Source organism: Brachybacterium sp. J153, assembly GCF_036311905.1.
Classification (GTDB): Bacteria; Actinomycetota; Actinomycetes; order Actinomycetales; family Dermabacteraceae; genus Brachybacterium.
Map to the genome: position 1 here is coordinate 129,642 of NZ_JAZDCH010000002.1, position 12,665 is coordinate 142,306.

The following is a 12,665-nucleotide window of genomic DNA, read 5'->3' on the forward strand; positions in this document are numbered from 1 at the left end:
TGCGGATGAGTGATTGGATATTTCAGTAATTGTTGGCGTAGCGGGACTCGTACAGCGCCAGCGCGTCCGTTGCCTCGTTGACCGCGGAGCGGACGGATTCGTTCTTCATGTCGAGCACACGCAGCTGCCCGTCGACCCTGGTGAGCGCCTCCACGCGGTGGAAGTCATCGCCGAACTCGACCGCAAAGCGTGCCAGGCCACGTAGCTTCGGGAGTGCATCCGCGAGGTGGTGTGAGTGCGGGTCCACCAGCGAGGCTCGGACGGTGCCGTCGCCAGGTGCGGTGTCGAAGAAGACGAAGTCGGGGCGCATGGTGCGCCAGTCGCCCTTGCCGTCCTGGTAGGCGACGGACACCGCTTCCTGGGCGTTCCGCGCGGGGTTGCGATACCACGCGACCGCTCCGGGACGAGTCATCTCGTGGTCAAGGACCTCGATCTCCCACGGGTTCAGCTCGCCGACCGGGAAGCTTCCGTCCTCGTCGGCGAGCAGATGGCGTGTCCGTGTAGGGAGCGGGACGCGGGCGCCGTCGTCGGTGGAGCCCATGGTCTCGGCGACCACGTTGGTCGGCCGGGTGATCGTCATGCGCTGCGGGTCGGTGGACATGGCCCGGATGTCGTTGTAGACGGCCTGACGGTCATCGGCGAGATCCATGATCGCGACCCGATGTTCATCCAACCAGGCGGTCGTGAGCCTGTCGGCTTCCTGGCCGAGGGTCTCGCGTACTTCGTGGACGAGCGAGAGTGCTGCTGTGCGGACGTGGGCCTCGCGCAGTCCGTCGTCGTCGGTGTTCGGGTCGTCGGGGCCCGCGAGATAGTCGACGTAGGCGCCGGCGATCGCCTTGGACAGGATGCGTCCGGCATCGCGGTAGGCGGACTGGATGGCGCGATCGTCGGCGACCATGGCGAAACGCTCGACCAGCGAGGTCTCGCTGCCGTACGTGCCAATGACGGTCTGGCCCTGGACGGTCCAGACGTCCTGGACGGCTTCCTCGATCCGGGAGCGGTAGCGGGCGGCGCAGCCGTCGAGCACTGCGCACATCTCCTCGAGCGCCTGCTTGCCGGCGTCCGGGCGCAGGCCGTCGGTGGCGAGGGCGTGGGCCAGGGCGAGGAGTCGGTGGATGGGTTTGGCGCCCTTGCGGGGCAGCGACTGCGACGGCAGGGCCTCTAGGGCGGCCCAGACGGTTTCTGGGATGGCGCTGTTCTGTCCGAACTCGCGCGGGTCAATCAGGACCTTGCGCTCCCCGCCGGAGTCGGGGAAGTCCTCGGAGCCGGCGGTCAGGACCTGCACGACGGTCTCGGCAGTCTTGCGATCGAAGTGCGGCAGGATGCATTCGACCGCGTTCAGCTTCTCGTTGCCCGGGATCCGCATCGCTAGGGGCGCGCGGACCATCCGGCCCAGCAGCTGGGTGATGTGGACGGCGTCCCGCGCCGGCCGGAACGAGACCAGCACCTCCGCGCGGGGGCAGTCCCATCCGGTCGAGATCGCGTCCTTGGCGATCAGCACCCGCACGTTGGTGGCATCCTGCACCCGCTCGGGAGCGAGGTAGCGGACCTGGTACGGGCCCCACTGCTGGATCGAATGATCGCCGAGGACGTGGGCGATCGCGTCCTCGCTGAGACCTGGCCAGTGCGCGAAAACCGTGTCCAGCGCGCGCACGTATAGCTCTTCGTCTGGGGTGTTGGGGACCTGCAGCACCATCAGCGGCACCACCGGGTCCACCGGTGACCCTGCAGCATTCGACGGCTGGGTCGCGGCGTAGTCCGCCCACGCCTGGGTCGACTCCACGATCTTCTGCGTCGCGCGGGTCAGCAGCACCGTGTCGAACGCGCCCGTCTCGGCGGGGATGTCCAGCGCGATGGTGTCCTTCAGCAGGCCCGATTCCTGGACGCGCGCTGGGTCCACCGTCACGCGCGGGAGCGCGATGCGCTGGCCGGTGAGGTCGGCCTCGGCCATGGCGGCCTCGAAGCGTTGCACGGTCGCCGAGATGCCCCACACCACCGGCATCGGCGGCACGCCGCCGTGCCCGTCGATGAGCCGGCGCACGATCGTCGCCTTGTCCCTCGAGCTCTTCGTCCCGAAGCCGCGGTGGGCCTCGTCCTGCACCATGAACAGGGTCAGGCTCGGGTCCGCGATCGTGTTCGCCAGCGTCTCCCAGATCGTGAACGATTGCAGGTCCGGCGACGCCGAGGGGCGCAGCTCGGGGAACTGCTGAGTCTCGTCGCCGGTGTCGTGCCCCCGGGTCAGCAGCGAGGACTTCGTCAGCTTGCCGGTGTTCAGGAAGTACACCGTCCCCGGCGCCAGCTTCTCCATGGAGAACGGGTGCTCGATGGTCACCAGATCTGAGTGCTTGAGCTTGTCGGACGCGGCCATCAGACGGAACCGGGTCTGCTCGTTGAGGTTCGGATCGTCGGAGAACCACAGCACGACTGCGCTCGGGTCGGGCGCGACATCGAAGGCGTCGTCACCGTAGAACAGGGCCTCGATCGCGGCCGCGGCCATGACGGTCTTGCCGGCACCGGTGGTCGCCGTGAGCGCGAACTGTGAGCGGTCGCCGAGCAGTCGGAAGCGCTTGCGCGCATCACCGAGCCGGTCGATCACCTCGCGGACGGCATCGGCCTGGTAGTCCTTCAGCGTGTACTGCACGGCGTCACCCCTGTCCCTTGATCTCGAAGTTCCGCAGGTAGGACTCGTACAGCCGCACCGGCTCCACGCCGTCCGGCAAGGCGGCGCAGACGGACTGGAAGGCGCGGTCGTCATCTGTCACCACGAACACCACCCGCACATTCTCTGCAGCGGCGACATCGTTGAGGAAGGGTCCTGTCTGGTCGAGGTCTGCGATCACGGCGTAGACGTCGGCGACATCCCACCCCGTGTGCGGGATGGCGTCGATGCGGCGTCCGCGGGCGCCGGTCCGCAACCACAGCAGCGGAGCGATGGCGTCGAACGCGCGCCCTCGCGCGACCCGCCACGGCGACTCGTAGGTGAGCGCAAAGAACTCCACGTTCGCGTTCACCGTGTCCTCGTACCGCGAGCCGTCAGGCCTTTCACCGGTAACGACTGTCGTGATCCGCGGTTTGGTGACGTACTCGTAGACGCCCTGGGCCTCCCACTCCGGATCGCCCTTGCGGAGCCCCGCCTTGCGGAGTTTTCTCTCCTCCTTGGCGCCGACTTCGTTGTTCGTCACGAGAATGCACTGTCGGGTGCCGCCGTCCTCGGCGTTCAGGCGCATCACGGCCTCCATCGTGGAGCCGGAGCCACCGAAAAAATCGAGGATCGTCGCCTCTTTCGGCGCCGCCAAACTCAACCACCGCATGAGGACTTCATGGTCCTTAGGATTTGGGAACCTTTTTTCTCGAAAGACTCCGGACCCTGTATGGGTGTAAAGGTGACTCCCTCCCCGAGTGCGTACCGAGTCAAACACGGACGACGCCACTTGAGTCTCGAGGTCGTCCAGGAATGCTTTCCCGCGTGGGATTTTTCTCTCATCCTCACCAAAGGCGACGCGACCAGCCTTTATCTCTTCAAGCATTCTGCTCTCCTGATACCGCCACCCGCCCGAGGGGACTGCCACTGGATTGCCTGTGACGGGGTGTGGGAAAGTGTATTTCGGGCCGCCGCCTCCCGGCCATGTAAGATTTCCGTCCGCGCTGTAGAGTCGTCCGTGCTCGTCAACCTTGTTGTAACGAGAAACGCCGGGGTCCAGGTCCGACTTGTGCTGCTTGAGGAACAAAGAATACGCTTTGGTCGCGGTTTCGGGGTTGCCGTTAGACTCTCTCCAGATATTCCTGGCGGCTTCCCTAGCTAGATCGATGCCCCTCTTTTGCTCGCGCCATCGGAGTCCCGCGGCAGACATCTCCGGCTCATTTTTGGCGTAAATATGCATATAATCGGCACCGTTCGATACATACCGAGAGTCGTTCTTGCGTCCGCCCTGCCAGACCACGTTGGAGATGAAGTTTGACTCGTGGAACACCTGGTCCATGAGCATGCGTAGGCGGTGGTGCTCGTCGTCTCCGATGGCGACGATGATGACCCCGGTGTCCTTCAGGAGATCCCGTGCAAGCTGCAAGCGGCGTTCCATAAAGGCCAACCACTTGGAGTGTCGGTACATGTCCTCGCCGGAGACGTGGCGATCGTTGTAGATCCAGTCGTCGTTCCCGGTGTTGTACGGCGGGTCGATGTAGATCGCGTCAATCTGCCCGCGGTGGGTGTACTGCAGGGTGCGGAGTACGTGGAGGTTCTCGGCGTTAATTACGGTGTGGAAGGGCCGGGGGCCATCGCACTCGAGCCTGCCGGTGGAGACGAGTCCCGGATAGATCGTGTCCCGAAACTCGGCCACAACAACGAGATCCTCAAGAGGGGCTACCGCCGGCTCACCTGCCGGCTGGTTTGGGAGCTCGAGCAGGGCCACGCGGGCACTCGCGGACGCCTCTACCCGAGTGACCCGCCGCAGCCGCTGGTCTCCCTGGGACGTCGAGCCTCTCGGAGGCAGGATGCGCACCTTGTCGCCCTTGCGGACAGGCCGTCCCGGCAGCTCCACCGCCTCAGGCTGGTGCGGGCGCTCCGTCGGGTTGCGGCCTTCCAGCGCGGATTCGCGAGATACGCGACAAGCCACTCAAGATCTAGCGGATCCGTCTCAGCAGGCACACCATTCAAGTAGCGCCGCACGTGGTACTCGCGCAGTCGCACAGTCGTCTCGGAGCGCTCTGAGGCACGAAGCCAAGCGGTCCAGAGAGGAAGTTGTGCGATGACGTCCATGGCTTCCACGTTGCCTGACAGCTCTGTCGGGCTTCGAGCGGCGCCGATGTCTTGGGGATAACTGGGGTGTGTGGAGGAAAGAAGGCGCAGGGGCGCCGCTACAGCGTCTGCTCCGCCAAGGGGGTCATCCAAGAGTCACCCAACCATGATGCGTCGACCTCGGGCTTTGCCGAAGTCGACTTCGATCAGAGACCCCAAGGTGCGCGGCTCGAGACTCTTAATCAGCGGGTCCGGGGTTCGAGTCCCTGTTGGCGCACCCGAGAACGAAGCCCCCGTCGCATATGCGGCGGGGGCTTCGTCGTCGTCCGGTGCTCGGGAGCCGGGATTGTCCGCCGCGGCCGCGGTCCCCGCTCACGTGCCGCATCCGGATGTGTACGATCGTCCCGACCGTGCCGAGCCGGGAGGATCGATGACCCATCCCCACTTCGCGGGTGACCCCCGCACGAACCGCGAGCGGATGCTCGCCGGCGACCTGTACATCGCCGACGACCCCGAGAATGCTCGACTCCATGCCCGCGCCCGGCGCCTCGCCCACGAGTACCATCGCGCCGATTCCCTGGGCGAGCCCGGTGCCCGGGACCTGCTCGAGCAGCTGATCGGCGAGCTCGGTGAGGACGTCTACATCAGGTCGCCCCTCGCCGTGGACTACGGGGAGAACATCCGCATCGGCGCGCGGACCTTCATCAACAACAACCTCACCGCCCTCGACGTCGCCCCCATCGTGATCGGGGAGGACTGCCAGCTCGGCCCCAACGTCCAGCTGCTCACTCCCACCCACCCGATCGACCCCGAGCTCCGCCGCGACAAGCTCGAGGCGGCCGAGCCGATCACCCTCGGGGACAACGTGTGGCTCGGCGGCGGGGTCATCGTCTGCCCCGGCGTCACCATCGGCGAGAACAGCGTGATCGGCGCGGGGTCCGTGGTCACCCGGGACATCCCCGCGAACGTCGTCGCCGTCGGGAACCCGGCGCGCGTCCTGCGCCGGATACCCTGAGGCATGGCCGCCGAACGCAGATACGACCCGGAGCGCCGCCGGCGGATCATCGAGGCCTGCGTCGAGGTGATCGCCGAGAACGGGGTCGACGGGACCAGCCATCGCAAGGTCGCCCAGCGGGCGGGAGTGCCCCTCGGGTCCACGACCTACCACTTCACCGGGCGGGACGAGCTGCTCCGCGAAGCGCTGATGCTCTTCGCCGACTCGGTCGCGGATCGCTTCGAGGCGCGGCTCGCGGCCCTGCCCGTCGGCGGCGACGAGGACCGGGTGGTCGACGAGCTCGTCGCCCTGATCCTCGAGGACGTCTTCCCCACCCCGCGCGACCTGGTGCTGACCCATGAGCTCTACACCCTCGCGGCCCGCTCGCCCGCCTTCCGCGAACTGACCATGGCGTGGATGGCCCGCAGTCGCGCCGCGCTCGAGCGGCACGTCGACCCGCTCACGGCCCGGCTGCTCGATGCGCTCATCGAGGGGCTCACCATCCATCACGCGCTCGGCCCGGGCATGCTCGACGCCGCGGACATCGCCGAGGCCGTGCGGCGCATCGTCAGCCGGGAGCGCTGAGCCTGACTCGCCGGGGGAGGGGACCTCACATCCCGTGCCGCTCGCGCGACTACCGGGGGAGACGAGGAGAGTGACCATGACGACCGCCTGCCACACGCTCGTGGAGACCCGCCTCGGGGACCTGACCCTGGTCGCCGAGGAGGACGCCCTCACCGGCGTCTACTTCTCCCAGCACCGCTACCCGCCCGCCCCCGACTCCATCGGCGACCGCGTCGACGCCGCGGCCCGTCAGGTGCTCGCCCGCGCCGCTCAGCAGCTCGCCCAGTACCTCGACGGCGACCGCCACGACTTCGACCTCGCGCTCGCCCCTCGCGGCGACGACTTCTCCTGCACCGTCTGGGACCGCCTGCAGGAGATCCCCTACGGGACGACCACCACCTACGGCCGGATCGCCCAGGAGCTGGGGAATCCGCACCTCGCGCAGCGCGTGGGCCAGGCCGTCGGCCACAACCCGCTGAGCATCGTCATCCCCTGCCACCGGGTGGTCGGGGCCGACGGCTCCCTCACCGGATACGCCGGCGGCCTTCCGCGCAAGCGCCTCCTGCTCGATCTCGAGGAGCCCACCGCGGCGAGCGAGGCACGGCTCTTCTGAGCCGGGAACGCCATGGCCCACGTCCCCGGGTGCAGCGACCCCCGCGAAAGGGAGCGCCGATGCCGATGACCCTTCCCTTCGAGACCGCGGTCGACCGCCACGGCGCGACCGTGCTGCGGGTCTGCCGAGCCGTCCTCGGCCCCGGGCCCGACGCGGAGGACGCCTGGTCCGAGACCTTCCTCGCCGCGCTCACCGCCTGGCCCCAGCTCCCGGCCGAGACCAACGTCGAGGCGTGGCTCGTCCGCGTCGCGCAGCGCAAGGCGATCGACGTGACGCGTCGTCGGGCGCGCCATGCCGTCCCCACCGCAGAGTTGCCCGAGCGCGCCTCCTCCCAGGGGGACCCGGGGGAGGGGGACGACCTCTGGACCGCCGTCGCCGCGCTCCCCGAACGACAGCGTCTCGCCCTCGCCTACCACTATCTCGGCGGGCTACCGCACACCGAGACCGCCGCGCTGATCGGCGGCAGCGCCGACGCCGTCCGCCGTGCCGCCTCCGACGGCCTGCGCACCCTCCGTCGGCAGTACGCCCCGACAGACCCGAGCACAGGAGACCCTCGATGAGCTCCCCCCACCCGGCCGACCATCCCGCCACCGCACCCCACCCGTCCGTCGACCTCGATCGGGACCTCCCCGTCCCGGGCGCGATGCTGACCGCGCTCCGGGAGCGACTCGCCCGCCGCGCCGAGGAGGACGGTCTCCTCGACATCGCCTATCGGACGATCGACAGCCCGCTCGGCCCGCTCCTGCTCGCCGCGACCCCCGCCGGGCTGGTCCGGGTCGCCTTCGCGCTCGAGGACTTCGACGCCGTGCTGAGCTCCCTCGCCGCGACGCTCAGCCCCCGCGTGCTCGAGGCGCCGCGCCGCCTCGACGCGGCCGCCGCCGAGCTCGAGGAGTACTTCACCGGGACGCGCCGCAGCTTCGACCTGCGGTTGGACCGCTCTCTCTCGAGCGGCTTCCGGCAGCGGGTCCTGGAGCACCTGCCACGCATCGCCTACGGCAGCACCCTGTCCTACCGGGAGGTCGCCGAGCTGGTCGGGAACCCCCGGGCCGTGCGCGCCGTCGGCACCGCCTGCGCGACCAACCCGCTGCCGGTCGTCGTGCCCTGCCATCGTGTGCTGCGCAGCGACGGCCGCCTCGGCGGCTATCTCGGCGGTCTCGCGGCGAAGACCACGCTGCTGGAGCTCGAGGCGGACGACCGCACCGCGGGCTGACACACTGCCCGGAGCACCCCGAGAGAGCAGAGGACCCGCCGATGAGCACGCCAGACCCCGCGACCCCCGAGCCGACCCGCGATCGCTCCGCCGGCCCGGCGGCGGACGGCACCGGCCTGGTGCGCGGCGAGGACGGCCTGGCCCGACCGGTCTGGGCGAGCACGGACGCGCTGCTGCGCGAGTACTACGACACCGAATGGGGGATGCCCGTCCGTGACGAGCAGGGCCTCTTCGAGCGGATCAGCCTCGAGGCCTTCCAGGCGGGTCTCTCGTGGGCGACGATCCTGCGCAAGCGGCCCGCCTTCCGCACCGCCTTCGCCGGCTTCGACCCCGAGGCGGTGGCGCGCTTCGACGAACCCGACGTCGGCCGTCTCCTCGGGGACGCCGGGATCGTCCGCAACCGCGCCAAGATCCTCGCGACGATCACCAACGCGAACGCGACCCTGAGGCTGCGGGAGAAGGGCGGGCTCGTCGACCTGGTGTGGTCCTTCCAGCCCGCGGACACGCCGCGCCCGAGGACGCCCGCTGAGGTCCCGACCGCATCGGCCGAGTCCATCGCGCTGTCCAAGGCCCTGCGGAAGGAGGGGTTCGCCTTCGTCGGACCGACGACGATGTTCGCCCTCATGGAGGCGATCGGCATCGTGGACACGCACCTGCTCGGCGCGCACCGGCGCGGCACGTCCGGGGTCTGGCCAGCGTGAGCGACGCCGACGCCCTGCTCCTCACCGCGGAGGGTCCCGTCGACATGGCCGCCGCCCTCGCCACGGTGCGCGCGCACGCGATCGACGGGCTGCACCGTCTCGAGGCGGGCACGGGCACGCTCACCCGGCGCCTCACGGTCGCGGGCGACAGCTTCCCGATCACGTTGCACTTCGTCCCCGACGGCGTCGCGCTGCGCGTCGAGACGCGGGACGAGGGCGTGCGCTCGGTGGTCGCCGCGAGGGTGCGGCGCTGGTTCGACCTCGACACCCCGATCGAGCCGATCGACGCCCTGCTGGGACGGGATCCGCTGTTCGCCGAGCGGGTCCGGGCGCGGCCCGGCGTCCGCCTCACCCGCTTCGCCTCGCCCTTCGAGGCGGCGGTGCTCATCGTCCTCGGCCAGCAGGTCTCGCTCGCCGCCGGCCGGGTCTTCGCCGGGCGCCTGATCGCGGCGCACGGCATCCGGCCGAAGGGCGAGGAGACGGTGGGCGACGAGACGATGGGCGCGCTCCGCGATCTCCCCGCTCCTGCGGTGCTCGCCGCGGTCCCCGTCGACGAGCTGCGCGAGCAGGTCGGGCTGACCCGCGGCCGAGCCCGCACCCTCCACGAGGTGGCCGCCCTGTTCGCGGAGGCAGGGATCGATCCGTCCACGGGTGCAGAGCCGCTCCCGCCCCGCGAGGCACTGCACGCCCTGCACGGCGTCGGACCCTGGACCCTGGACTGCCTCGCGATCCGCGCGGGAGAGGACCGGGACGCGTTCCCCGCGACCGACGCCGTGCTCCGGCGCGCGCTCGCCGCGGAGCCGAGAGAGCGATCCGCCGCGCCGTCGGCCGAGCGGTGGAGCCCATATCGCAGCTACGCGACCGCGAGGCTGTGGGCCGCCACCTCCTGAGGTGCCGCACGCCCGCAGCCGACGGCCGGGCTCACGAGGTCAGCGGAAGCGCTGCACCGCGAGCGGGTTCGCCTCGGCGAGCTCCCGGATCGGCTCGTGCTCGGTGCGGGAGAGCACCTCGGCGAGGGTGCCGCTCGCCAGCAGCCGCCCCTGGCCGAGGAAGGCGATCTGCGGGCAGAGCCGCTGCAGCAGCTCCACGTCGTGCGAGGCGATCAGGGTCCCGATGCCGAGCCGCTCGATCGTCCCGGCGAGCCGACGCGCGATCTCGACCCGGGTCGCGGGATCCACGGCGGTCAGCGGCTCGTCCAGGAGCAGCAGCTCCGGACGGGTGGCGAGCGCGGCGGCGAGGGATACGCGCTGGGTCTCCCCGCCGGAGAGAGTGCGCATGGTGCGGGGGAGGAATCCCTCGGGCAGTCCCACCGATTCCAGCAGCTCGGCGGGGGAGACGGCATGGGTGCGTCCGCCCTTGCGGGCCTCCTTCGCGGCGAGCTCGAGCCGGGAGCCGACGGTCTCCCGCGGGTCCACGATCGTCATCGCGTACTGGGAGACGGAGCGGACCGCCGCGCGGAAGCGCCGTTTGTCCTTCCCCCGCAGTCGGCTGACGTCCCGGCCCTCCCACGTGACGCGCCCGTGGCTCGGCCGGTGCTCCCCGGCGAGCACGGCGAGCAGCGTCGTCTTCCCCGAGCCGGAGTCGCCGAGCAGTCCGAGCGGCGGCCTGCCCGCGGTGAGCTCGAGGTCCACGCCCTCGAGCACGGTCTCTCCCGGGTACCCGGCGTGGACGGCGGTGGCGACGAGGCTGGTGGGAGGAGGCATAGGAGGCTTTCTCGCGGAATGACGGGCCAGGGGCACTGTAGCCACCCCGACTGGACCGGCGCGGGGAGTGCCACCTCCCGGCGGACGGCGCGGGACGCGCCCGCCACGCGGCGTCGACCGCCGCGGCGGCCCGGCCCGACGAGGGTCAGTCCACGGGATCGCCCTGAAGGAACGAGCGCAGCAACCGGGCGATCTCCTGGGCGGGGGCGTCATCGTGGGTCCCGCCCTGCATCGCCCGCACCGTCTTCTCCCGGACGGCGAGGTTCAGCACGAGTCCGAGCATCGCCCTGCTCGCGAACGCGGGGTCGAGGCCGCGGCGGAGCATCCCGCTCTCGCCGTAGGCGGCGAAGCACTGCTCGAGGACGTGCTCGTGGACACGGCGCAGTCGTGCGGTGCGCAGACGTCCGGGATGGTCCCCGCTGACGGTCTCCGCGACGAGCGTGGCCAGGAGCCGTACCGGCAGCGAGCTCGGGTGCCACGCCGCGGTGAGGGCCTGCAGGAGCGACTCGGGGCGGTCCGTGAGCTGCCCGAGCTCCTCGAGCGCCTGCTGCGCGCAGTCCTCGAGCCCGTCGAGGACGGCATGGAGCAGGCTGGCCTTCGAGGGGAAGTGGTGCATCAGTCCCGGATGCGAGATGCCGATGTGAGCGGCGATGTCGCGCAGGCTCGACCCGTGGTAACCGTGCTCGGCGATCATCTCCGCGGCACCGTCGAGGATCTCCTCCCGTCGACCGCGCGGCGCGAGTCCGCGGCGGGCGCGCTCGGGGAGGGCGGCGGCGTCCACGTCCCCGCCGGGGTCCCTCGGAGCCGACGGTTCCGACCTCTCCGCGGTCGGGGCGGCCGGAGCGAGCGGGCAGGCCGGGAGTTCGTCGGGGACCTGGACGCTCAGGGGCGCGATCTGCTCCGGGTCGGCGAGGTCGATCGCCCGGCGCAGGGAGAGGAGCCCGTCGAGGTCGACGTGCTGCGCCCCCAGGAGATCGAGCGCGATGCGCGGCACCGGATCGAGCGCCCGTGCCTGGGCGAGGACGGGGAGCAAGGAGGCGTAGGTCCGGGCGGTGAGGCAGCCCTCGATCGCGAGGACCACCTCGTGGAGGTCCAGATCGACGCGGACCGTCACCGAGAGGACGTGGGTCATGGGAGGAGGCCGTTCCGTGCGCGCTGACGAAGAGGCCTCCTGCTAGACCTCTCGGTGAGCCTAGCCCACCCCGGAACGACCCGCTCCTACGCGTCGAAGGAGGTGCGCGCGGGCGCGGAGCCCACCGAGGCGACGAGCGTCGCGGCCAGGTCGCGCAGCGCGACGTTGCGGTGGTTCGAGGCGCTCTTGAGGATGCCGATCGCCTCCTCCTGGCTGCACCGGTTGCGGCCCATGAGGATCCCCACCGCGAGGTCGATCACCGTGCGCGACTCCATCGCCGCACGCAGGTCCCGGGCCGTCTCGGAGTGCAGCGCCTGGCGCACCGCGAGGCGCATCGCGCTCGAGGCCTGCTCCACCTGCAGCGCGATCGACTCGACTGTCACGGGGTCGAAGTCGTGCGGCGTGGCCGAATAGACGTTCAGGCCCGCCTTCGCGTCGTCCTCCAGATCGAAGGGAAGCCCGAGCACGGCTCTGACCCCCTGCTCCTGCGCGGCGGCGGCATAGTCGGGCCAGCGGCCGTCGCTGCGCAGGTCGCCCGCTCGGATCACCGTGTTCTCGCGGATGGCGGTCATGCACGGCCCGTCGGTGAAGCTGTTCTGCAGCTCGTCGAGAGCCAGCGCCTGAGGGCCGGACGAGGCGGCGGTGGCGGCCTTGCGCTCCCTCAACAGGCTGACCGCGCACCAGCGGTCCGGACCTCCCAGCGAGAGCTGCCGGGCGAGCAGATCGGTGAAGTCCTGGAGGAAGTCCTGGATGTCAGGGTTCTGGAGCAGGAGCGACTGCATAGTGCTCACGGAGACGTCGTTCTCGGAATCGTCGAGCACGGCACGTCCTCTCTCGTCGAAGGGGGTGGCGGGTCAGTGGGCGCCCAGGCGCCGCGCGTTCGAGAGGCACTGCTCCACGAACCAGATCAGGTCGTAGTCCCGGTCCCTCGTGCCGGTGATCCTTCCACCGTCTTCGGCATGATGCATGATCATCTCCCTCGTCGGTCGTCAGCCGATGGTCTGGGCCCGTCG

12 protein-coding genes are annotated in these 12,665 nt (G+C 70.2%); 7 read left to right on the forward strand and 5 right to left on the reverse strand.

The window, feature by feature from the left end:
* Window positions 1–22: 22 nt before the first annotated feature.
* Window positions 23–2,641 carry a DEAD/DEAH box helicase gene (locus V1258_RS01110; protein WP_329747971.1) on the reverse strand — a complete coding sequence of 873 codons (2,619 nt, stop codon included), beginning with the start codon at window positions 2,639–2,641 and terminating at the stop codon, window positions 23–25.
* Between the two features lie 4 nt (window positions 2,642–2,645).
* Window positions 2,646–4,409 carry a site-specific DNA-methyltransferase gene (locus V1258_RS01115; protein WP_329747972.1) on the reverse strand — a complete coding sequence of 588 codons (1,764 nt, stop codon included), beginning with the start codon at window positions 4,407–4,409 and terminating at the stop codon, window positions 2,646–2,648.
* Window positions 4,410–5,165: 756 nt separating this feature from the next.
* Here V1258_RS01115 and V1258_RS01120 point away from each other — a divergent pair.
* From V1258_RS01120 to V1258_RS01150, 7 genes are all read left to right on the forward strand, one after another.
* Window positions 5,166–5,750 (forward strand): sugar O-acetyltransferase, encoded by a 585-nt coding sequence (locus V1258_RS01120; RefSeq protein ID WP_329747973.1) that lies wholly within the window; start codon window positions 5,166–5,168, stop codon window positions 5,748–5,750.
* Between the two features lie 3 nt (window positions 5,751–5,753).
* On the forward strand, window positions 5,754–6,314 hold the full coding sequence (locus V1258_RS01125) for a TetR/AcrR family transcriptional regulator (RefSeq protein ID WP_329747974.1): 561 nt from the start codon (window positions 5,754–5,756) through the stop codon (window positions 6,312–6,314).
* A 76-nt stretch (window positions 6,315–6,390) separates the two neighbouring features.
* Window positions 6,391–6,906 carry a methylated-DNA--[protein]-cysteine S-methyltransferase gene (locus V1258_RS01130; protein ID WP_329747975.1) on the forward strand — a complete coding sequence of 172 codons (516 nt, stop codon included), beginning with the start codon at window positions 6,391–6,393 and terminating at the stop codon, window positions 6,904–6,906.
* A gap of 65 nt (window positions 6,907–6,971) precedes the next feature.
* Window positions 6,972–7,466, forward strand: a complete 495-nt coding sequence (locus tag V1258_RS01135; RefSeq protein ID WP_329747998.1) for an RNA polymerase sigma factor — start codon at window positions 6,972–6,974, stop codon at window positions 7,464–7,466.
* 83 nt (window positions 7,467–7,549) lie between these two features.
* On the forward strand, window positions 7,550–8,116 hold the full coding sequence (locus V1258_RS01140) for a methylated-DNA--[protein]-cysteine S-methyltransferase (RefSeq protein ID WP_329747999.1): 567 nt from the start codon (window positions 7,550–7,552) through the stop codon (window positions 8,114–8,116).
* A 41-nt stretch (window positions 8,117–8,157) separates the two neighbouring features.
* A complete protein-coding gene (locus V1258_RS01145; RefSeq protein WP_329747976.1) occupies window positions 8,158–8,817 on the forward strand; it encodes a DNA-3-methyladenine glycosylase I in 660 nt (219 codons plus the stop codon).
* Window positions 8,814–9,707: a DNA-3-methyladenine glycosylase family protein gene (locus V1258_RS01150; RefSeq protein WP_329747977.1), complete on the forward strand. Its 894-nt coding sequence runs from the start codon at window positions 8,814–8,816 to the stop codon at window positions 9,705–9,707. The genes V1258_RS01145 and V1258_RS01150 overlap by 4 nt, the downstream gene beginning before the upstream one ends.
* 39 nt (window positions 9,708–9,746) lie before the next feature.
* Here V1258_RS01150 and V1258_RS01155 read toward each other — a convergent pair whose 3' ends face one another.
* From V1258_RS01155 to V1258_RS01165, 3 genes are all read right to left on the reverse strand, one after another.
* Complete coding sequence (locus V1258_RS01155; RefSeq protein WP_329747978.1) at window positions 9,747–10,520, reverse strand: ABC transporter ATP-binding protein; 774 nt, start codon at window positions 10,518–10,520, stop codon at window positions 9,747–9,749.
* Window positions 10,521–10,665: 145 nt separating this feature from the next.
* Complete coding sequence (locus V1258_RS01160) at window positions 10,666–11,652, reverse strand: TetR/AcrR family transcriptional regulator (RefSeq protein WP_329747979.1); 987 nt, start codon at window positions 11,650–11,652, stop codon at window positions 10,666–10,668.
* A gap of 86 nt (window positions 11,653–11,738) precedes the next feature.
* Window positions 11,739–12,473, reverse strand: coding sequence for a GAF and ANTAR domain-containing protein (locus tag V1258_RS01165; RefSeq protein WP_329747980.1), 735 nt, complete (start codon window positions 12,471–12,473; stop codon window positions 11,739–11,741).
* Window positions 12,474–12,665 lie beyond the last annotated feature (192 nt).

Bases quoted from the DNA above. Each gene is read 5' to 3' on its own strand.
- V1258_RS01120 (WP_329747973.1), top strand. From the start codon at position 5,166: ATGACCCATCCCCACTTCGCGGGTGACCCCCGCACGAACCGCGAGCGG.
- V1258_RS01125 (WP_329747974.1), top strand. From the start codon at position 5,754: ATGGCCGCCGAACGCAGATACGACCCGGAGCGCCGCCGGCGGATCATC.
- V1258_RS01130 (WP_329747975.1), top strand. From the start codon at position 6,391: ATGACGACCGCCTGCCACACGCTCGTGGAGACCCGCCTCGGGGACCTG.
- V1258_RS01135 (WP_329747998.1), top strand. From the start codon at position 6,972: ATGACCCTTCCCTTCGAGACCGCGGTCGACCGCCACGGCGCGACCGTG.
- V1258_RS01140 (WP_329747999.1), top strand. From the start codon at position 7,550: ATGCTGACCGCGCTCCGGGAGCGACTCGCCCGCCGCGCCGAGGAGGAC.
- V1258_RS01145 (WP_329747976.1), top strand. From the start codon at position 8,158: ATGAGCACGCCAGACCCCGCGACCCCCGAGCCGACCCGCGATCGCTCC.
- V1258_RS01155 (WP_329747978.1), bottom strand. From the start codon at position 10,520: ATGCCTCCTCCCACCAGCCTCGTCGCCACCGCCGTCCACGCCGGGTAC.
- V1258_RS01160 (WP_329747979.1), bottom strand. From the start codon at position 11,652: ATGACCCACGTCCTCTCGGTGACGGTCCGCGTCGATCTGGACCTCCAC.